Source organism: Desulfovermiculus halophilus DSM 18834 (assembly GCF_000620765.1).
Taxonomy (GTDB): Bacteria; Desulfobacterota; Desulfovibrionia; order Desulfovibrionales; family Desulfothermaceae; genus Desulfovermiculus; species Desulfovermiculus halophilus.
Genome location: NZ_JIAK01000025.1, coordinates 1 through 19721, shown reverse-complemented (window position 1 = coordinate 19721; position 19721 = coordinate 1). Strand labels below are relative to the sequence as shown.

Genomic DNA, 19721 nt, shown 5'->3' with positions numbered 1-19721 from the left:
TGATCCAGCAAGAATCTGGCGAGTCGGGGTGTAGGGGCGAATAATCATTCGCCCTCTGAGGCCTGTTTATGGCTCCAACGCTCCGCGTGGGAGCTTTTTTGACCGCTCTGCGGTCTTTTTGGTGGACGTTGGAGCGTCCGGAAGAAGTTCCCACGCGGAGCGTGGGAACGATAAAGAATGCTATTCCAGTTCCTGTGTCGAAGAGCCGGGTTCCTCCTGCACCGAATGACGTATTCTTTCGATTTCGATCCCGATTTCGATTTGGATTATCCCAACCGGGACATGGGCCTCAATGGCTGTCATTTCCGCCTGGACTCTTGGGGCAGCTGTTGGTAGGAAGGGGAGGCGAAACCGCTTGCTGAAGCGCGGTGCTATGTTAAGGAGGGTGTGCAATGGGTGAGACCATCCGGTTTGGAGTTTCCCTGGACTCCGATCTCTTGGAGCGTTTCGACAAGATTTGCGAGGAGCGGTGCTATCAGACCAGGTCTGAAGCCATCCGGGACCTGATCCGCAAGGAGCTGGTCCAAAAGGAGTGGGAGGATCAGAATCAGGAGGTCACCGGGACCCTGACCCTGGTCTACAACCACCATCAGAGCGATCTGGCCCAGAAGATGACCGAGATCCAGCATCAGGCCCTGGACATCATAATCACCTCTTTGCATGTGCACATTGACGCCCACAACTGTATGGAGGTTCTCGTGCTGCGCGGTCCGGTCAAGGATGTGCGCTCCGTCGCCCGGCGCTTGACATCCACCAGGGGCATCAAGCACGGAAAGTTGAGCTTGTCCACTACAGGAAAGGATCTAAGCTAGATGCAAGATGTACAGAACAGCCCTTCAGGGGTGCATATCCCCATTGACCGGGTAGGGGTCAAGGGACTGCGGTATCCGCTGGTGGTCAGGAACAAGAATGACGGCGTGCAGCACACAGTGACCCAGGTGGATCTGTACGTGGATCTGCCCAGTCAGTTCAAGGGCACCCACATGAGCAGGTTCCTGGAGGCCCTGCAGGCCTGGACCGGAGTCTTGGACTACCACAGCTTCAAGCAGCTGCTGGAGGATGTCCAGGTCCGGCTGGAAGCCAGGCGTTCGCATCTGACCTTTGAGTTCCCCTTCTTTCTGGCCCAACAGGCCCCCCAGAGCGGCAGCCCCAGTCTCATGCAGTATGTGTGCAGCTTTTCCGGAGAGCTGGAGGCCGGGAAACCCACCATGTATGTCAGCGTCAATGTCCCGGTGATGACCGTGTGCCCCTGTTCCCTGGCCATCAGTTCCCAGGGGGCCCACAGTCAGCGGGCCATGGTCAAGATCAAGGCCAGGTTCGACGGGCTTCTCTGGCTCGAAGACTTGATCCAGATCGCCCAGGGCTCGGCCTCCTCTCCGGTCTATTCACTGCTCAAGCGGGTGGACGAGAAGTTCGTCACCGAGTCGGCCTTTGACAATCCAGCCTTTGTGGAAGACGTGGTCCGAAACGTAGCCACCCGGCTCAAGGAGCATCCCTTGATCCATTGGTTCCAGGCGGAAGTGGAGAGCTTTGAGTCCATCCACGACCACAATGCCTATGCCTGCATTGAGAAGGAAAACTGACCGGGGGCGGACGAAGGGCATGGCAGCCCTGCGGGCCGGGTATGCGTCCGGGGGGCATTGGGTTCGGTTCAGGTCGGAGCCCTGGTGCCCTCATGCAGCAGGGTGATCACTTCGTTGACCAGTTCCGCGGTTAATCCCCACACCACCTCTTCCGGAGTCTGATAGACCAGGACTCTGTGGGCCAGACCGGGCCAGGGCTTTTTGTATCTGGCGGGCAGGCCCAGGGCATCCACCGGCAGGTGCTCGATCTCTTTGCTTCCCTCGCTTTTGGACCAGGGCTTGATCTCCAGCTCCAATTCATACGTGCAGGCCGGATGGTGCTCAAAAAAAGACACCGGGAGCATGAACAGGCGTTCCACTTCGTTGCGGTCCGGGTGCAGGTCATCCAGGGAGCCAAGGTCCAAGGTGGCCACGAAGCTGTCCACTGTCACCCCCCGGGCCGAGATAAATTTGTCCAGGCGGCCCAGGATATGGATCCTGTCCCTGGAGATCCCCAGCTCTTCTTCAGCCTCGCGCAGGGCCGCCTCCCGGCAGGACTGATCGTTCTCCGGCTCAAACTCCCCGCCTGGAAAGCTGACCTCGCCGCCCTGGCGGATATGGGCCGCCCGTTTCTGGAAGAGGAAGGAGTACTCCCGGTTTACCTCAATCAGGGGAATGAGCACGGCGGCATTGAGGTATCTGCTTTTGCCCATGATGTTGGGATGCCGCGGCAATCGGCTCCGCAGCTGCTCGAGATCCTGGTGCTTCATGTCCAGCCCCTGTGTTGTCGGGCTCTTGGACCCAGAAAGTGGAATTGCATCTATAAGAGTTTGTCGTCTCTTCTGTGTGCCTTGCGCGGCAGGCCCGCACAATTTCTTGGTCCCGCCACCCGGCACTCACGTGTATGATAAGCTTTAATCACACAGAAAGCAGTGATCTGCACGTGAGTGCCGGGATGGGGCAGGGATCCCCCTTTGGCAAGGCTTAGAAAATACCGGGCCGAAAGTGGGCACACAGAAGAGATGGCAAACTCCAGAACTCCACACGCTACGTCGAAGAACCTCTGTTGTCGATGTCTACTGTAAGGATATATCCTATGAGCCTGGAACAGGAAGTCAAGTTTGCATGTTCGGATTTCGACCGCCTGCGACCCATCCTGGAGGAAAACAAGGCCCGGTTCGTGCACCGGGTTTTTGAGCACAACCGGGTCTATGACACTCCGGGCCGGCACCTGCGGGCAGGGGGCAAGCTCCTCCGCCTTCGGGAGGCCAGGCAGGCGGTCCTGTGCCTGAAGCAGTCCCCAGGGGATGCAAAGACACCGGGGCATGTCTCCTCTCAGGTCAAGACCTGGGAGGAGACCCAGACTCAGGTCGTTGATCCCGGGAGCATGCATAGCCTGCTGCTCAGCCTGGGGTATGAGGTGGTCTTTGCCTATCAAAAAGTCAGGGAGAAATGGCAGGCCGGAGGTTGCGAGGTGTGCCTGGATCGACTGCCCTTCGGCCGTTATGTGGAGATCGAGGGGGAGCCGGACCGGATCTGGGCTCAGGCCCGGACCCTGGGCCTGTCTCCCCAGGAGTGGAGCGGGAAAAGCTATTTTGACCTGCATCAGCAATGGCGGGCGGCAAACCGCCTCCCGCCTGAGGAGTCCTTTGTCTTTGGCCCGGAGGAAGAGGCCGCGATTCGAGCCGAAGTAGAGAAAGGGGCTGAATCAAGGTAAACGTTCAGCCCCCTGAGCGACTACGAACCAAGGGTTTTTTACTGAAATAGCTGTATCTTTGCCCTGTGAGCCTTTACACCCTTGTATCAGGAATTATTATCTCGTACAATGGATATACATGATGAACAAAAAGATCGCAGGCCAAGACATGTCGGAAGCGGGAGCGTTGGATGAGCAATCGGCTGCAACGACCTGAACTCGAATCGGATACTGAGCAGGAAGTCAAGGAGCCCCCACAGTACAAGGTTGTTCTGCACAACGACGACTACACGACCATGGAGTTTGTTGTGCAGGTCTTGAAAAACGTGTTTCGCAAGTCCGAAGGTGAAGCCATCCAGATCATGCTCAGCGTGCACCGCAACGGTTCCGGCGTGTGCGGTGTGTACACCTTTGAGGTGGCGGAAACCAAAGTGGCCCAAGTACATAAGATGGCCAAAGAAGAAGGATATCCACTCAAATGCACAATGGAAGAGGTATGATATGCTGAGTCGGGATATGGAAAAGATATTTGCCCTGGCTGTGCGCGAAGTGCGCAGCAGGCATCATGAGTTTCTTACCCTGGAACACGTCCTCTATGCCTACCTGCTGGACACCAAGGGCAAGAATCTCTTGTATAATTGCGGCGTGAACGTCAGCCGGCTGCGGAATCAGCTGGAGCGCTACTTCGTGGAGCACATGGAGGTCTACCCCCAGGGCCAGGCCAAGGAAGTGATCCAGACCTTGAGCGTTCAGCGGGTGCTGCAACGGGCCATTGTTCATGTCCAGTCCGCGGAGAAAGGGAAGGTCGAGCTCGGTGACTTCCTGGCCGCAGTCATGGATGAGGAAGACGCCTATGCGGTGTACTACTTGAAGTCCCAGGGCGTGGATCGCCTGGACATTCTGGAGTACATCTCCCACGGCAAGGCCGGAGAGCAGACCGAGGGGTGCGCCTCCTGCCAAAAGGAGAAGAACACCTCCCTGCAGAAATATACCCAGAATCTGTCCGAGCGGGCCAAATGCGGGGACATCGACCCCCTGATCGGCAGGAGCCAGGAGCTGGAGCGGACCATTCAGATCCTCTCCCGGCGGCGGAAGAACAACCCTCTGTTCGTCGGAGATCCGGGGGTGGGCAAGACAGCGCTGGCCGAGGGGCTGGCCCTGCGCATTGCCGAGGCCACGGTGCCCGATCCGTTTCTGGATACTGAGATCTATGCTCTGGATATGGGGGCCCTCCTGGCCGGAACAAAGTTCCGGGGGGACTTTGAGTCCAGGCTGAAGGGGATCATCAACGAGCTGTGCAAGCTGGGCAGCCGGGCCATCCTGTTCATCGACGAGATCCATACCGTGATCGGGGCCGGGGCCACCAGCGGCGGATCCATGGATGCCTCCAATATCCTGAAGCCGGTTCTGGCCTCGGGGCAGCTGCGGTGCATCGGCTCCACCACTTACGAGGAATACAAGAACCTGTTCGAAAAGGACCGTGCGTTATCCAGGCGGTTTCAAAAGATCGATGTGCCCGAGCCCACCCAGGACGAGAGCGTGGCCATCCTGGAAGGGCTGCGCCCTTACTACGAGGAGCACCACGGGGTGAAGTACACCAAGACGGCCCTGAAGACCGCGGTTGAGCTCACAGCCCGGCACCTCCCGGACAGGTATCTGCCGGACAAGGCCATCGACGTCATGGACGAGACCGGGGCCCTGCTCAGCCTGGACATCCACAAGCGCAAGCGGAAGCAGATCACGCCCAAGGACATCGAGAACGTGGTGGCCGGCATGGCCAGGATCCCCATCCAACGGGTAAGCAGCTCGGATCGGGAGAAGCTGCACAACCTGGAAGGCGATCTTTTGAAGTATATTTTCGGCCAGGACCAGGCGGTCCGCTTCCTGGCTCAGGCCATCAAGCGCTCCCGGGCCGGTCTGCGGGAGGCGAACAAGCCGGTGGGCAACTTCCTGCTGGTCGGTCCCACCGGAGTGGGCAAGACCGAGCTGTCCAGGCAGCTTGCCGATCGCCTGGGGATTCACTTCCAGCGTTTCGACATGAGCGAATACATGGAGCAGCATGCCGTGGCCCGCTTGATCGGCGCTCCTCCCGGCTATATCGGATTTGATCAGGGCGGGCTGCTCACGGACAGCATCCGCAAGCAGCCGCACTGCGTGCTGCTTTTAGACGAGATAGAAAAGGCCCATCCGGACTTGTTCAATATCCTGCTCCAGGTCATGGATTACGCGACCCTGACCGACAACGCCGGCCGCAAGGCGGACTTTCGGCACGTCATCCTGCTCATGACCTCCAATATCGGGGCCCGGGACATGAGCAGCCAGAATATCGGGTTTGGCCAGGAAAAGGCCACGAACAGGGCCCAGAAGGGGGTCAAGGCTGCGGAAAAGCACTTTTCCCCCGAGTTCCGCAACCGCCTGGACGGGATTGTGCCCTTCAACGCCCTCTCCCCGGAGCTGATGGAGCGGATCGTGGACAAGAGCGTCACTGAGCTCAATGAGCAGCTGCGGGAGAAGAAGGTCAAGGTGGAGCTGACCCCGGCGGCCACCGCCTGGGTGGCCAGGAAGGGGTTTGATCCGGATTACGGGGCCCGGCCCCTGTCCCGGGTGGTCCAGAGCGAGATCAAGGACAGGCTGGCGGATGAGCTCCTGTTCGGCTCCCTGCAGAAGGGAGGAACGGTCACGGTGGACACCGCCAAGGATGAAGAAGGAGAGGAAGCCCTGGCCTTCTCCTACTCCTGAGCCGTGGGCATACGTGACAACGTCTTTACAAGGGCGGCCACGCGTCTGAGCGTGGCCGCCCTTGTTTGCTATGGTTCCAAGCCGGTGATCAAGGCCTGGATGGCCGGCCCCAGTATATGGTGGTTGTAGCCCCCTTCGAGCAGGGAAAAGACCTTGCCTGGACAGTGCAGGTCGGCAAATTCCTTGATCATCTTCCCTATCCGGGTATAGTCCTCTGTGCTGAGGATACCGCCCCAGTCCTCCAGATGGCGGTCGAAACCCGCGGAGATGCCGACAAGATCGCACTCTGCCTGAGCCGCCAGTATCTGCTCCAATTCGGAGAAAGAGTTCAAGTGATGATATGTTATTTGCGGATCCTGGGCGTAGAAACCGCTGGTTCCGTCCCCAAAGTGCAGATCGATGTCCACAATCACGCCTGTTTTGACCAATCCCTTGCTGCGCATGGCCTGCATGGCCACGGCCATGTTGTTGAACCAGCAAAACCCCCAGCAGGAATCCACGCTGGCATGGTGCCCCGGGGGCCGGATCAGCCCGAAGGACTGGGTCCCTGAACAGGCCAGTTCGGCTGCGGTCACTGCCCCGCCGGCGGCCAGCAGGGCTAGTTCATAGAGCTGCGGGCGCTGCTGGATGCGCTGGAGGTGCTCCCTGGTGTGCACCAGGAGGATATCCTCCTCTGTGGCCGGCTCCGGGGTTACCCAGGTGTGCCCCTGGTTGTGGAGATGGGCCGCGGCATGATCCAGCCTGCCCTTGGCCGCGGCCGGATCGGACGCGTAGACTTCCCGGTAGCGTTCGTGAAATACAATGTGCATGGTCCCCTCCTGTTGCTCGGTTTGAGTAGGCGTTCAGAGCTCCTTGAAGGAACATCGGTTTGGACACAGCTTTTCTCAGCATGATGACGATGACTGAAGAACTTCAAGGAATCAAGGCTAATCCGAGGCCGGCATCCGGCTCATTGACAGAGGGTCAGAACATGATGATAGTATACAGGTTTGGTTATGGGAACTGTGGCCCGCGCATGCGGGCAATAAAAGTGAGAACTAAGGAGAATGTATGTCTTTTCATCGCACGGTAGCATCCACGGGCCTGATCGCATTGTGTTCTTTGGGGCTGCTCCTGATCGGCTCCCTCCCTGCCGGAGCCCAGAAGTCCGAGACGAAGGCGCAATCCGAGATGGGTCAGGGAATGAAACAGGGCCAAGCCGGCCAGACTGCAATGCAGAAGAAAATGCAGAGGATGCAGGAGCTGGGCAAGGAACTCCAGTCGGTCCAGCAAAAGACCCTGGAAGATAATCCCGAGCTGCAGAAGGAAAGGGACGAACTGGACGCTCTGGTCCAGGACACCATGGACGAGAACATGGCAGAGCAGAATGTGGACATGGAAGAGCTCAAGTCCATGCAGTCCAAGATGCAGTCCAAGGACATGTCTGAAGAGAAAAAGAAAAAGCTGCAGGCCAAATGGGAAAAGAAGGTGAACTCCTATCAAAAGGCCCGTTCGCAGACCATGAGCAATAAGAAGATCCAGGAAAAGCAGGAGCAGTTCCGGGAAAATATGATTCAGGCCATGAAGGAAGAAGAGCCCAAGACTCAGAAGATGCTCGATGAGCTGGAGTCCCTGCAGCAGGACATGAAGTCCATGCGGCAGCAGATGATGCAGGGCCAGGGACAGGGCCCCGGAGGCAAGAAGAACTAGCGGCCATGGATGATTCTTGGTGGTTAAAGCCCGGCACGCAGGAGCGTGTCGGGCTTTTCTTATTCGGTTGTCGAAGAGTTTTTTATTCCTTGTCCCCTGTTTTTTCTGATCCCTGCGGCTTGAGCAGGGCGAACAGATCCAGGGGGATGGGCAGGATGGTGCTGGCCTTGCTCTCGTAGGTCATCTCCCGCATGGTTTGCAGATAGCGGAGCTGCAGGGCCTGGGGGTATTTCTGGATGATGCCCGCGGCTTCTGCCAGCCGATTGGCGGCCTGATACTCGCCTTCGGCGTTGATGACTTTGGAGCGCCGGTCGCGCTCGGCTTCGGCCTGCCTGGCCATGGCCCGCTGCATCTCCTGGGGCAGGTCGATGTATTTGACCTCCACATTGGTCACCTTGATCCCCCAGGGATCGGTGTGCTCGTCCAGAATGGACTGGATCTGATCATTGATCTGGTCCCGGTGGGTCAGGATCTCATCCAGTTCAGCTGCGCCGCACACGCTGCGCAGGGTGGTCTGGGCCAGCTGGGAGGTGGCGAACATGTAGTCCTCCACTTCCAGAATGGCCTTGACCGGATCCATGACCCGGAAGTAGATGACCGCATTGACCTTGACCGAGACGTTGTCCTTGGTGATCACGTCCTGGCCCGGGACATCCAGGGCGATGATCCGCAGGGAGACCTTGATCATCTTGTCGATGATCGGGATCAGGATGATCAGCCCCGGCCCTTTGGCCTGCAGGACGCGGCCCAGCCTGAAGACCACGGCCCGCTGGTACTCGTTGAGGACCTTGATGGCCGAGAAGAGAAAGAGGACGACCAAGACGATGATCGGCGCGAAGGTGTACAATGTCTGCATACGCTTCTCCTGGGGTTTTTTGTATGTAAAACTGTTATGAGTTAATAGTTGGGATAATCCAAATCGCTATCGGTCTCGGTATCGAAATCGGAAGAATACGTCATTCGGTGCAGCAGGAACCCTCAGTATATGGATATCGATCCCGATCCCGAAGAAAGAAAATCAGGTTCTTCGACGTAGCGTGTGGATTTTTGGAGTTTGCCAACTCTTATGTATGCAATTCCACTTTCTGGGTCGAAGAGCCGAAAATCACAACAATCGGTGTCGGTATCGAAATCGTTTGCATGCTTTGGTAGCGCAAGCGTGCCCGCTTCGGGCATGTCGATTTGTAAGGGAATGAACAGGGGGTCCAACCCTGATGTGCGACCGGGGTCAGGTAGACAGCAGGCGTTGAGGTCCTGAACGAACACGGAAAACAGCATTCAACTCCTGAGAGCCTCCCGAACCTTGGCGGCCAGAGCATGAGCGGAAAAAGGCTTCTGCAGGAAGCAGACCGTCGTATCCAGCCCTTCATGGCCAAGCACCACGTTTTCCGTGTATCCGGACATGTAGATGACCTGGAAATTTGCGCCCAGGGCCTGGATGGACTCCACCAGCTCCCTGCCGTTCATCTCCGGCATGACCACATCGGTGAGTACAAGATCGATCTCTTTTCTGCGCTTTTTGCAGAGCTCGAGGGCTTCCGGCCCGCTCCCTGCGGTGAGCACGGTGTATCCGAACCTGCGCAGGCTGGATGCGACGATCTCGCGCACACTTGGTTCATCTTCCACCACCAGGATGACTTCCCGGCCGTGGAGATCGGGGGACACAGCCGGGCCGGCGTTGGCTTCCGGCTCCGGATCCTGCGCAACGGGCAGGAAGATGGTGAACGTTGTTCCCTGGCCCGGAGCGCTCTGGACCCGGATAGTTCCCTTGCTTTGCTGGATGACCCCGTACACGGTGGATAAGCCGAGCCCGGTTCCTTGTCCTTTTTCCTTGGTGGTGAAGAAGGGATCAAAGATCTGGCTCTGGGTCTGGGGGGACATGCCCTGTCCGGTGTCGCTGATGGCCAGCATGACCCAGGATTGGGCAGTATGGGGAAGGGCGTCGTCCGGGGAAGCGCTCTGGTCAGGTTCCGGATTTGCGGTTTCTATAGTCACCCGTCCCCCGTTGGGCATGGCGTCTCTGGCGTTTATGACCAGATTCAAGATCGCCTGCTCCATCTGTCCCGGATCGGCCTTAATCGGCTTTAGGCCGGGCATGAGCCGGGTCTCCAGGGTGATGTGTTCACCTATCAAACGGCGGAGCATCTTTTCCAGTTCCAGAATCAAGTTGTTCAGATCCAGAACCTCGGGCTGCAGGATCTGCTTGCGGCTGAAGGCCAAAAGCTGCCGGGTCAGGTGTCCGGCCTTTTCTCCGGCCTCTTGAATCTCCTGCAGTATGGAGTAGAGCTCCTGGTCCGGGGTCAGGTCCATGAGTCCGATTTGCGCATTGCCGGTGATGGTGGTCAGCAGATTGTTGAAGTCGTGGGCCACCCCGCCCGCCAGCCGGCCGACAGCCTCCATCTTCTGGGCCTGCCGAAGCTGCGTCTCCAGCCGCTCCTTCTCGGCCCGGTTCTTTTCTCGTTCAGAGACGTCTCGGATAAGGCCGATGCGGCCGGCTACCTCCCCAGCATCCTTGTGTAGAAAAAAGATGTTTGTCTCCCCGGGGAAGATCTGCCCGTCTTTGGTCTTGTACTCCAGAGTGCAGATGAAACGGGGGGAGCTGCTGGTGCTGAGTTGCTTGGCCATCTCCTGATCCTTGCCCGGATCTGCATAGAGCAGGCCCGGCTGCCGCCCCCTGATTTCTTCCAGGGTGTAGCCGAACAGCTCAGTGAAGGCCGGATTGCAGTCAATGATCTTTCTATTGGTGTCGGTGACCAGAATGGCGTCCCGGATGCTGGTGAACAGTCTGCGGTAGCGGCTCTCGCTGCTTTTCAGGGCCAGCTCGGTCTGTTTGCGTTGGGTAATATCCTCGTAGACCGCGACCACCTCCCCGGTGGGCAGGCGGTAGACAAAGTTCTCCCGCCATCCGGTGATCCTTTGGTCCGTGTATTCCGAGATCGGGTGGTGTTGGGGGACTCCGGTCCGCCATACCTGGCGCAGGACATCCAGCAGGCCGAACTCCTTGACCCGGGGAAACACATAACTCAAGCGCCTGCCGAGCACATCCTCCTTGCGCAGGTTGTCGATATTTGCCCCTGCGGTGTTGAGATCCAAAAACTCAAAGTCGTTGCCTTCATCCACGGCCCGATACACAGCCACTCCGCTGTTCATGTGGGCAAACAGTTCCCGGAACCTGGCTTCATTCTCCCTTACGGCCTGTTGCATCCGGTACTCGTGACTCACGTCCCGGAAGACCAGGACCACTCCCAGGATGTTCCCAGCGCTGTCCCGGATGGGCGCACCGGAATCCGCTATCTGGTACTCATGACCGTCCCGGGCCAGGAGCTTGGTATGGTTGGCCAGCCCGACGATCTTCCCGGTGCTCAGGACCTTGTGCACCGGGTTGTCCGCTTTCTGTCCGGTCCGGGCATTGACAATGGAAAATACCTGATCCAGGGGCTTGCTCGCGGCCTGCTCCAGGCTCCAGCCGGTCAGGGCTTCGGCCACCGGGTTCATCCGGGTGACCCGGCCCTCGGTGTCTGTGGCGATGACCCCGTCCCCGATGGATTGCAGGGTCACCCGCAGGCGTTCTTCATTTTCAGTGATGGCCCGCTCTGTCTTTTTTCGTTCGGTGATGTCCTCCATGAAGGCCATGGTGCCTATGGGCTGTCCCCTGTGGTCGGAGATGGCGGCTGTGGATAGGCTGACTTCGATCAGTCGTCCGTCTTTTGTCCGCCGAACGACCTCGAGTCCGGAAAAGCCGCCTTCAGTAAATATTCGGCGCCGAATGGCCGCTGATTCCTCCTGCTTTTCCTCCGGGACAAAGGGCAGGGGCCTGCCGATGACTTCCGCGGCAGTCCAGCCCAGGACCTTCTCGGCGGCCGGGTTCCAGGTTAGTACCTTACCGTCCATATCCATGCTGAAGACCGGCAGGGGAGAGCTTTGCACCATGGCCCTGTTGATCTTTTCCAGGTGGCGTTTCTGTTCCTCCTTCTCCCTGGCTGCAAGGAAGAAGCTCACGTTTCTGGCCAAGGCGTCCAGGAGGTTGCGCTCTTCCTGCAGAAAAGGCCCTTCATCCCGTGGCGGCATCTCTTGCAGATAGCAGACCTGCAGAAATCCCATTGGCTCGGTGTCCAGCACAAGATCGGTGGTCTGGGTCCACTGGGTCTTTTGAAACTGATCGGTTGTGTACTCCCGGCCTTTCCACACCAGACGGGCGCAGGTGATCTCCGGATACTGCCAGGCCGGAGGGATGAGCTGGACCGTGCGGCGACAGAGCGTGGATTCGGAGATGTCCGTGCCGGCACAGAGCCTGGAGAGCTCATACAGGCAGGTCAGCTCCTTGATCCGTTCCCGGAGCTGGCCGTTTCTCTCCTCCAGGGGCTCCCGGGCTTGGCTGGGTATGTCCGCATCACTCATCAGTCACCTCATACGCGGGCAATGTATCCAGAGAGAACTCCTGATCGTGAAACAACTTCAGGCAGGCATCCACCACCTGGGCATCAAACAGACTGTTTCGGAGTCGTTTCATCTCCTGCAGTGATCTTTCCAGACCCAGGCTCGGACGATAGGGCCGGTGGGAGGACATGGCCTCGACCACATCGGCCGCAGCCAAAATCTTGGCCTCAAAGAGGATATCCTGTCCCTGGAGGCCGTAGGGGTACCCGGAGCCGTCCAGGCGTTCATGGTGCTGCAGGACCATGGAAGCGATGGGCCAGGGAAAGGAGATGTCCTTGAGGATGTCGTATCCCACCTGGGGATGGGTCTTGATCAGGGCGAACTCGATATCTGAGAGCCGGCTGGGCTTGCTCAGGATCTCGGCCGGAACCGAAACCTTGCCCAGGTCGTGGATCAGCCCGGCCAAATAGACGCCCTCGCTCTGGTCTTCCGAGCACCCCAGCTCCTGGGCCAGAGACCTGGCCAGCTCTCCGACCCGGCGCTGATGCCCGGCTGTATAGGGGTCGCGGAACTCCAAGGTGTTGGCCGTGGCCAAAACCACACCGGTCAGGGCCTGGTACAGCTCTGAGGTCCTTTTCTGCACCTGCTGCTCCAGATCGGTGAACCGGGCCCTCTGCTTGGCCTCCAGCTGTTGCCTGCGAAGGGCGTTAAAGATGTGGATGACCACCTCATTGACCTTGAATGGCTTGATGATATACCCGTACACCCCCATGTCCAAGGCCTCTTGGGCTGTTGCTGCGTCGTCTTCTCCGGAGATAATGATGATGCCGATATGCGGAAAGTGTTCCTGCACCCAGTGAATGAGCTCCATGCCGGACTCACCCGGCAAGTACAGGTCGCTGAGCAGAAGATCAAAGGCGTCGCTGTGCATTAGCTGCCTGGCTTCTTGCGCATTCCTGGCCGCAACACTTGTCCCTCCGGCTTTTTGTACAATCCGCTGCAAGGTCTTGAGTACTGCCGGCTCATCGTCAACCAGGAGAATCTTGGCCTGCTGCATGTCGGATGCGTCCTTGGCTACAGGTGGAACCAATTCCATACTTTGCAAGGTAGGCTTTACCCTACGTCAGAGTGTGCACAGACTCAAGCCCCATCACCAACGGCAACGATCTTTTGCAGCAGTTGAACCGGCTGGAAGGTGAACCTTGTGACTCTGAGGGCTGGCGTTCAGCTATAGCCCAAGGGTCTTGACTTTATGCAGGGTTTTGAGTTCGGGCAATTTCGGCTGGAGGTGGGGAATACGGTGGGAAACAAAAAAAGGGGCTATGAGCAGAACTCATAACCCCTTGAAAAAATGGCGGAGCTGACCGGACTCGAACCGGCGGCCTCCGGCGTGACAGGACACCGCAAAGCGCATGTCGCCGTAAAAATGCGCATTGGATCGCATGAAAAAGTGCTGTTTTGAGCCAGGTTGTCAGAAAAAAGCCGTCCAAAAGCCATCCACTTTTAACCCGTCTTTTTGATTACCTCTTCCGAGTCATTTCCCGGACTGTTCACCTCCAGCCCCACCGGATAGATCTCCAAATCATTACTTGATACCGGTTCCAGGAACGGTTGCAGCCGCTCCGGATCTTCCACGCTCCGATCCAGCCACAGATCAAAATCCGCCTCCCTGATGATGATCACCGGCATCCGGTCGTGCAGCTCGGCCACGGCCTCGTTGGCCCGGGTGGTGACAATGGTGCAGGAGTCGATTTTTCTGTCCGCTTCCTCATCCTGCCAGTGCTCCCACAGCCCGGCAAAGGCAAAGAGGCCCTCGTCTTTGGGCCGGACGCAGTACGGCTGTTTCTTCTTTCCCTCTGTCCTTTTCCACTCAAAAAAGCAGCTGGCCGGGATCAGGCAGCGGTGCCTTTTGGCCGCGGCAAGAATCGTATTCATTTTTTCCGAGTGAGCCATCTCGAAGGTATAAAAATTTGATAATATATGATTTTTTTATTTTTGTTGACATTATATGTTTTATATATACAATATGTACAAAATGAACATTTTATACATTTGAGATGCTTATTATGATTAATAAAATCACAACTGCGGACGCCAGAAAAAAATTCTCAAACATTATCAATAGAGTCGCTTTTGGCGAGGAATCCTTTGTTTTAACCCGAAGAGGAGAGCCGATTGCCGCTCTTGTTTCTTTGAAGGAGCTCAAACTTCTGCAAGAGATAGAGGACCAGATTGATATTGAGGATGCGTGGAAGGCAAAAAAAGAGCCTGGAGACCCAATACCTTGGGATGAGTTAAAAAAGGAACTCGAGCTTTGAATTATCGTATTGAGGTCAAGAGGTCGGCGGCAAAAGCGCTGAAGAAAATACCAAAAGCTGATCAAAAACGCATAGCCGATAAAATCGACAGCCTGGCTGAAGACCTACCAAATCCTGATACAACCAAAATGAAAGGCAATAATCCTTTTCACAGAATCCGTGTTGGAGATTATCGAATAATCTATGAAATCCAAGAAGAGATCCTTTTAATCCTGGTTGTGAAAATCGGCCACCGCAAAGATATATATCGCAATCTCCCCTGAATTTTCCCTTCTCTGCCCTGGCCAAAACAAACTACTGCTATGATCCGGAGTCCAACGCCGAATGGGAGGAGCTGATAAACAAACACCCCAATGACATGGGCATCCAGGCCCTGCATGCCCTTCGAATCGGGCTGTGTCAGAAGGTAGACAATGATGTGCTCACCATCAGGGAGGCGACCAGGATTTTTGAAGACATGCGTGAGGCCCTGGTCAATCGCTGGGAAATGGAAGAGAGGGCTGAGCAGAGGATGAAAGAGAAGGAGCTTTGATTATAAAAAGAGCTTGACCCTTCACAGACCAAGACAAACCCCCGGGCCGAAGCCCGGGACCTTATGCCTACGCCCTGCCGGAGCCGACAAGCGCCTGCCGCACATCCGGGGGCGGGCCCATGGAGCACACCGCCCCGCCCCGGGCCACCTCCTCGGGCACCGACTCTTTTGCCACCGGGACCGAGACCCACCACATGCCGCCGCCTTTTCTCATGCGCACGCCCTTGCACACAGGGGGGAGCTGAGGAGCTGCATACACGGCCAGCCGCCTGGCCAGGGCAAAGGACCGGAACCCCACGCAGGCCACATAACCGGTGATGGAGGTATTGGAGAACCGAACGGCAAATGCTGAAGCCGACCACCTGCAGCTGATGCGGGAGAGATGAGAAACCGTGAACATACGCGCCTCCTTGGTTTGCTGAGCTTAAAAAACTTTTTCTGGCCAATCTTGAAAAGTGGTTTCCAAAGTGGAGGCGGACGGAAATGCAAGGAGGATCGTACTGGACCGGAGCAGAGCGGAGGGAAGCACGAAGTATCCTTGCATTTTCGGCCGCCGGAGCTATCCTCCACGTCGATTGGCCAGAAAAAGCTGACGCGTAGCCACCTTATTTTCTTCATCTTCCTGGCTTTCATTCTTTGCCTTTTGGCTTGCAGTCAGAAGACAGGCGGGTGCCCGATGGTATATCCTCGTGCGCTCGCGCGCTTCGCGGTTAAAAGTCTGCTGATCATTGCTGTGGTCTTTTTCCCGGGGAGGCGGGTGGGAATATGGCCTGATCTGGGCCTGAAGCGAAGGCATGCGAGCCCTCTGAGGTGAAGCGCCAAAGCGCAAGGCACGCACAGCCTGGGTGGGTCAGGGTCTTCATCAGGGGGGTTGGGTGGGAATAGATATCATGGTATTCAGCGAAAGTCCGGAGAGTCTACACCGGCCGGGCACAGCAATGATATACCGATCCCGGCCGGTGTCAGTCTCGGAGGACTTTCGCTGCACCTTACCATTCTTTTCTGGGCCAACACTCACTACACCCCCCGGACCAGAGCGAAGCAGGACGCTGTCTGGACCTGTCAGCAGGGCCAGTCCGCGGCCTGTGGAGCGGGATCAAAAACCTCATACGCTCAATTGCCCTTCTGGGGGATGGCTGGGCGGGAAGAGATATCCTTGTCAGAAGCTGCCTGGCACCTTGGCTTTTGCATGCCCGGCTGGCGCAGGGCCTTGCGGACATTGCAACCTGGCCTGTGACAGCCGGGCGTGCAAAGAGCCGTGCCAGGACAGCCACATTATCCGTCTTCCTCTTTGTCTTTTCTTCAAGGCCTGCGCATTACCGCAACCCAGTGAAGGCCCTGGCTGGGCTGGGCAGGCATCGCGGGTCTTCGTCACGCGAGCCTGAACAGCGCTGCCAGGGGCGTAGCGAAAGACTTTGATCCCAACCTTCCGTGTTACCCTCTCTTCAACCAACCTGCGGAATGTCACAACCCAGCGAAGGGCCTGGCGGCACTGCGTAGGCATCGCGGGCACCAATCCCGCGTAGCCCGGAGCAGTGCTGCCAGGACCGAAGCGGAGAACCAAACCATACTCCTGGGAATCACTAACCTCTTCGCTCTTTTCTCTGGTCTTTCTCTTCCTCTTGTTCTTTCTCTTTGTACGGGCGCACGGATTACCCCCACACTTGCGGATTCACCCCAAACCAAACGGTAGCAGTGCTATTTTCTTCGGGGAGGCGGGTGGGAATATTATTGATGTGCCTGGAGCGGAGGCAAGCGAGCCGTCTTCGGCGAAGCGCCGAGCGGAGGGCACGTACCACACGTGGGTGGGTCAGGGTCTTTCTCAAAGGGCGGTTGGGCGGGATTCGATATCTCGCTGACCAGCGAAAGCCCGGAGAGTCTGCACCAGCCTGGCCCCAAAAAATATTATTGACCCAGGCTGGTGTCAGTCTCGCAGGGCTGAAGCTGCACCTTATCCTCTTTTCCTTGCCAGCCCCATGAACCTGCCCGGACCAGAGCGGAGCTGGACGCTGTCTGGGCCCGGCTGCGGGACCAGTCCGCAGCCAGTGGAGCGGGAATTTGCGACCAGCTGTACAAGAGCCGTGCATTTAGGGGTGGCGGACGGGAACAGATTTAGGAGACACGGCCCGTCAGGCGTAGGAACGCTGGTCAGAGTTGGTACCTGATCCCTACCTTATCTGACCGGCGTTGGCCGCCTGGTGGGCCGGCACCTTATTTGTCTTTCATTTGATGAATCACCCCTTAACCAAGCGAAGCGTCACGCGGTCCGGGTCCGGCTGCGGTCCCTGGCCGTGGGGCGCGTAGCGGGAACATCACCGGATCGATGAAAAACCGGTTAGAGGGGTGAATGGGCGGGAGAAGATATAACGATGATCAGCAAAGCCGCCGGCCTGGCACCGGTCACGGGCACAACCAAAAGACTTATGATCCCTGACCGGGGCCAGGGTTGGCTGGCTTTTGCTGCACCTTATCAGCTCTTGTCCTACCTTGGAATTACCGGTAGCTGAAGCGGAACGGCACGCGGTCTGGGTGCGTCTGCGCGCCCAGTCCGCGGGCTGTGGAGCGGGGGAATTAGCACAGGCTGGTAAACAACCGTGTCTTATGGGGCGGTGGGCGGGAAGAGATTTCGTTTGATCAGCGGAAGCCCGGAGAATCTGGACCCGGTCAAGGGCACAGCAAAGACTTACCTGATCCCTGACCGGGCCAGTCTCGGAGGGCTGTAGCTGCACCTTAGCTTCTTGTTGATGACTGATGAAACACCTGGATCAGAGCGGAGGTCACCGGCCGCTGTTCGCTGTCTAAAGCCTGAGTCTCCATGCCGACTAGCGAACAGGGGCCGGGGGCCGGAGCGGGACTTGAGCTTGGGCTGTTGAAGCACCACCCCTATGGGCGCCTAGCAGCGGTTAGGGTCGTTAGCAGATTTTGTCCTTGCCTGGACGGTTCTGGGCTCTTGGGTGAACCAGGACATTATTTGTCTTTTGGTGGCCAAGGATGAGATCAAAGCCTGAGCTTAGATGTTCACGCCATCTGGGTCTGGTTGCCGTACCAGACCAGCTGCAGCGATGTATGCTGTCCACTGGAAGTAGTATTCTTTTATCTTTGGGGAATGATGGTTGGTTAGATGTACTGCGATGGTATCGCAAAGCCACAAAACATAACTATGAGTCCAGCTTAATTTGGTGGAATCAATAGAACATGCCGCGATGAGCCAAAAACCTCAGTTTCTGCTGGAACGAAATGTTATGTTTTCATGAGTAGACATAATTTATTTTCATTTGCTATGTGCGCTGCTGATAACAAGGATTGCAATAAGGGCGGGCTCCAGCAGGAATAGGGTTGGACCGGACAAATACTCGGCTGCAATTCGCGCATTTATAGCTGTGCATGCCTTGGATAATCTTCTCTGTCACATCTTGCAGATAAACTGGATCCAAAGCAAAACTAAAGTTGCTTAAGGAGAAAGATGTTTGCCTGTGTTCAGCCTTCAACTCATCTGGGTGAGTTGTAGCCAAGAACACGTTTTCAGAATACGTGGGATAGGCCACCTTAATGGCGGGAAGGATATCGGAGTCTCCTGTCAATACAACATGATAGTCATCGGGCCTTGTTATGGCGGAACGTACAAGGAGAGCTACCACTGCAGCGTCAACTTGTTTCTCCTGATATTGACGATTCATCAACTGTTGAATGATGTAGTCACGTATTGGAGGCCTGAAGACTGCAGATTCATTGTATCCCGCATTGTCAACGGCATTACGGACCATACGTTCCCTGGCATTGACGTTCTTACGAGTTATTTCGATGTTCTGCTCAGTAATATCGTCAAAGCGATTCGGCCAGTCATCGAAAACGTCTGGTAAAGCGAAGATCGACGTTGCTATAAAACATTCTCCTATCGAATCGCATTCGGTCGAAGCGCTTTGCGCATGGGACAGCAGAAGCTTGTTCAGTTTATCGAAGTCCAGTTTGAAGGGTCTGGTGTCATCTTCAGTAGTTCGAGACAATACTCCACCAGCCTGGCAAACCTTGAACAGCCACGAACCGTCGATGAATATGTTCAGATGTGACAATTTCGCCCTATCCTTCGTCGTTTTAGTGTAATAATCATCATACCTGTAAGGGCGCAGGCACAACGAAGCATGGAAAAAGCTTTTTCATAAAATAAGAATACTAGCTTGTGGCTCTAGTTATGTTGTCGGTGCTCAGAACGAGCCTGGCAGCCCTTAACCTGTCAGTGAGCTTCGGCACAGTCTCCGAATGGTATATAGAGTATTCCTTGTACTTCGAATGGTACTTCGATGTGTCCCCTTTTGCAGAATTGTGATATTTCCCTGACCGACGACGGATATTAGCATCCCCATCTCAAGGACAATATTTTGGTGTGCGTGGGTTTGTATGATTCTAGGTAACTTTATCAGTTTATTTACTTTTTTTCTTTGGGGTCTGAGAAAGCGTACTGCCAGCTGCAGATTTTGATGCTTTTGTCATTGACCACCCCAATGGAGCCACCCATGATCGGCTAATCGGGCCACCCTATGATCGCCCTAATGGGGCCAGTTTTAAGTGGCCATCTTGAGGTTGCGAACCCCCCATTTTTTAGGCTGATTTTTGGCTTTTTTCCACCTCTTTTTTGAGAGCTTGGTTTGGCTTTGGTTTCCTGTAGCTGGGCCCATCCAAATAGACCAGGTAGGCATCATGCCGGAGTCTATCGATGGTAGCTGATCCCAAAAGCTTGTTTTCAAAGGCCCGGTCCCATTCCTGGAAATCAAGGTTGCTTGTAATGATGGTGGATGCATGTTCATATCTTT

General features: G+C 56.4%; 18 protein-coding genes. 9 read left to right on the top strand and 9 right to left on the bottom strand.

All coding sequences use genetic code 11. From position 1 onward, the window contains the following. Positions 1-392: 392 nt before the first annotated feature. Together nikR and folE2 are read left to right on the top strand one after the other, a co-directional pair. Positions 393-812 carry a nickel-responsive transcriptional regulator NikR gene (nikR, locus tag N902_RS0111635; protein ID WP_027371073.1) on the top strand — a complete coding sequence of 140 codons (420 nt, stop codon included), beginning with the start codon at positions 393-395 and terminating at the stop codon, positions 810-812. Beyond that, positions 813-1583: a GTP cyclohydrolase FolE2 gene (gene folE2, locus N902_RS0111630; protein WP_027371072.1), complete on the top strand. Its 771-nt coding sequence runs from the start codon at positions 813-815 to the stop codon at positions 1581-1583. Between the two features lie 68 nt (positions 1584-1651). On the opposite strand, the gene N902_RS0111625 is transcribed toward folE2, so the two are convergent. Next, complete coding sequence (locus tag N902_RS0111625) at positions 1652-2332, bottom strand: NUDIX hydrolase (RefSeq protein ID WP_027371071.1); 681 nt, start codon at positions 2330-2332, stop codon at positions 1652-1654. Between the two features lie 326 nt (positions 2333-2658). Between N902_RS0111625 and N902_RS0111620 the strand changes: the two genes are divergently transcribed. From N902_RS0111620 to clpA, 3 genes are all read left to right on the top strand, one after another. Beyond that, the gene (locus N902_RS0111620) at positions 2659-3279 is read left to right on the top strand and encodes a class IV adenylate cyclase (RefSeq protein WP_027371070.1); all 621 of its coding nucleotides are present in this window, start codon (positions 2659-2661) and stop codon (positions 3277-3279) included. 170 nt (positions 3280-3449) lie between these two features. Next, positions 3450-3758 (top strand): ATP-dependent Clp protease adapter ClpS, encoded by a 309-nt coding sequence (gene clpS, locus N902_RS0111615; protein WP_027371069.1) that lies wholly within the window; start codon positions 3450-3452, stop codon positions 3756-3758. Position 3759: 1 nt separating this feature from the next. Continuing rightward, the gene (gene clpA, locus N902_RS17620) at positions 3760-5997 is read left to right on the top strand and encodes an ATP-dependent Clp protease ATP-binding subunit ClpA (protein WP_034622658.1); all 2238 of its coding nucleotides are present in this window, start codon (positions 3760-3762) and stop codon (positions 5995-5997) included. A 68-nt stretch (positions 5998-6065) separates the two neighbouring features. On the opposite strand, the gene N902_RS0111605 is transcribed toward clpA, so the two are convergent. Then, entirely contained in the window at positions 6066-6806 is a 741-nt protein-coding gene (locus N902_RS0111605; protein ID WP_027371068.1) for an arginase family protein, read from the bottom strand. Positions 6807-7047: 241 nt separating this feature from the next. On the opposite strand from N902_RS0111605, the gene N902_RS0111600 reads away from it, so the two are divergent. Beyond that, complete coding sequence (locus N902_RS0111600) at positions 7048-7686, top strand: hypothetical protein (RefSeq protein ID WP_027371067.1); 639 nt, start codon at positions 7048-7050, stop codon at positions 7684-7686. 82 nt (positions 7687-7768) lie between these two features. Here the strand turns inward: N902_RS0111600 and N902_RS0111595 are convergent, their stop codons facing one another. The 4 genes from N902_RS0111595 to N902_RS17605 form a co-directional block, all read right to left on the bottom strand. Further along, positions 7769-8542, bottom strand: a complete 774-nt coding sequence (locus tag N902_RS0111595; RefSeq protein WP_034622655.1) for a slipin family protein — start codon at positions 8540-8542, stop codon at positions 7769-7771. Between the two features lie 422 nt (positions 8543-8964). Then, positions 8965-12084 carry a hybrid sensor histidine kinase/response regulator gene (locus tag N902_RS18815; protein ID WP_051564541.1) on the bottom strand — a complete coding sequence of 1040 codons (3120 nt, stop codon included), beginning with the start codon at positions 12082-12084 and terminating at the stop codon, positions 8965-8967. After that, positions 12077-13159, bottom strand: a complete 1083-nt coding sequence (locus tag N902_RS17610) for an HD domain-containing phosphohydrolase (RefSeq protein ID WP_084288284.1) — start codon at positions 13157-13159, stop codon at positions 12077-12079. Before N902_RS17610 ends, N902_RS18815 begins: the two co-directional genes overlap by 8 nt. Positions 13160-13566: 407 nt before the next feature. Beyond that, entirely contained in the window at positions 13567-13998 is a 432-nt protein-coding gene (locus N902_RS17605) for an SOS response-associated peptidase (protein ID WP_051564539.1), read from the bottom strand. 131 nt (positions 13999-14129) lie between these two features. Here N902_RS17605 and N902_RS0111565 point away from each other — a divergent pair, with 131 nt between their 5' ends. The 3 genes from N902_RS0111565 to N902_RS19745 all read left to right on the top strand — a co-directional run bounded on the left by N902_RS0111565 (position 14130) and on the right by N902_RS19745 (position 14913). Beyond that, positions 14130-14381 (top strand): type II toxin-antitoxin system Phd/YefM family antitoxin, encoded by a 252-nt coding sequence (locus N902_RS0111565; RefSeq protein ID WP_027371064.1) that lies wholly within the window; start codon positions 14130-14132, stop codon positions 14379-14381. Continuing rightward, positions 14378-14644 (top strand): type II toxin-antitoxin system RelE family toxin, encoded by a 267-nt coding sequence (locus tag N902_RS0111560; protein WP_027371063.1) that lies wholly within the window; start codon positions 14378-14380, stop codon positions 14642-14644. The genes N902_RS0111565 and N902_RS0111560 overlap by 4 nt, the downstream gene beginning before the upstream one ends. A gap of 95 nt (positions 14645-14739) precedes the next feature. After that, on the top strand, positions 14740-14913 hold the full coding sequence (locus N902_RS19745; RefSeq protein ID WP_153304205.1) for a hypothetical protein: 174 nt from the start codon (positions 14740-14742) through the stop codon (positions 14911-14913). A gap of 67 nt (positions 14914-14980) precedes the next feature. Here N902_RS19745 and N902_RS0111550 read toward each other — a convergent pair whose 3' ends face one another. The 3 genes from N902_RS0111550 to N902_RS17600 form a co-directional block, all read right to left on the bottom strand. Further along, positions 14981-15313, bottom strand: coding sequence for a hypothetical protein (locus N902_RS0111550; RefSeq protein WP_027371062.1), 333 nt, complete (start codon positions 15311-15313; stop codon positions 14981-14983). A gap of 2878 nt (positions 15314-18191) precedes the next feature. Then, the gene (locus N902_RS0111535; protein ID WP_027371060.1) at positions 18192-18983 is read right to left on the bottom strand and encodes a PIN domain-containing protein; all 792 of its coding nucleotides are present in this window, start codon (positions 18981-18983) and stop codon (positions 18192-18194) included. Between the two features lie 526 nt (positions 18984-19509). Beyond that, positions 19510-19721, bottom strand: a 212-nt coding sequence (locus N902_RS17600; RefSeq protein WP_034622653.1) for an ATP-binding protein, incomplete at its 5' end; no start/stop codon positions are given.

Excerpts from the sequence above, each read along its gene's own strand:
- N902_RS0111595 (WP_034622655.1), bottom strand. The coding sequence starts at position 8,542 with ATGCAGACATTGTACACCTTCGCGCCGATCATCGTCTTGGTCGTCCTC.
- N902_RS0111565 (WP_027371064.1), top strand. The coding sequence starts at position 14,130 with ATGATTAATAAAATCACAACTGCGGACGCCAGAAAAAAATTCTCAAAC.
- N902_RS17605 (WP_051564539.1), bottom strand. The coding sequence starts at position 13,998 with ATGAATACGATTCTTGCCGCGGCCAAAAGGCACCGCTGCCTGATCCCG.
- N902_RS0111605 (WP_027371068.1), bottom strand. The coding sequence starts at position 6,806 with ATGCACATTGTATTTCACGAACGCTACCGGGAAGTCTACGCGTCCGAT.
- N902_RS0111550 (WP_027371062.1), bottom strand. The coding sequence starts at position 15,313 with ATGTTCACGGTTTCTCATCTCTCCCGCATCAGCTGCAGGTGGTCGGCT.
- folE2 (WP_027371072.1), top strand. The coding sequence starts at position 813 with ATGCAAGATGTACAGAACAGCCCTTCAGGGGTGCATATCCCCATTGAC.
- N902_RS0111620 (WP_027371070.1), top strand. The coding sequence starts at position 2,659 with ATGAGCCTGGAACAGGAAGTCAAGTTTGCATGTTCGGATTTCGACCGC.
- clpA (WP_034622658.1), top strand. The coding sequence starts at position 3,760 with ATGCTGAGTCGGGATATGGAAAAGATATTTGCCCTGGCTGTGCGCGAA.
- nikR (WP_027371073.1), top strand. The coding sequence starts at position 393 with ATGGGTGAGACCATCCGGTTTGGAGTTTCCCTGGACTCCGATCTCTTG.
- N902_RS17610 (WP_084288284.1), bottom strand. The coding sequence starts at position 13,159 with ATGGAATTGGTTCCACCTGTAGCCAAGGACGCATCCGACATGCAGCAG.
- N902_RS18815 (WP_051564541.1), bottom strand. The coding sequence starts at position 12,084 with ATGAGTGATGCGGACATACCCAGCCAAGCCCGGGAGCCCCTGGAGGAG.
- N902_RS0111625 (WP_027371071.1), bottom strand. The coding sequence starts at position 2,332 with ATGAAGCACCAGGATCTCGAGCAGCTGCGGAGCCGATTGCCGCGGCAT.
- clpS (WP_027371069.1), top strand. The coding sequence starts at position 3,450 with ATGAGCAATCGGCTGCAACGACCTGAACTCGAATCGGATACTGAGCAG.
- N902_RS19745 (WP_153304205.1), top strand. The coding sequence starts at position 14,740 with ATGGGCATCCAGGCCCTGCATGCCCTTCGAATCGGGCTGTGTCAGAAG.
- N902_RS0111600 (WP_027371067.1), top strand. The coding sequence starts at position 7,048 with ATGTCTTTTCATCGCACGGTAGCATCCACGGGCCTGATCGCATTGTGT.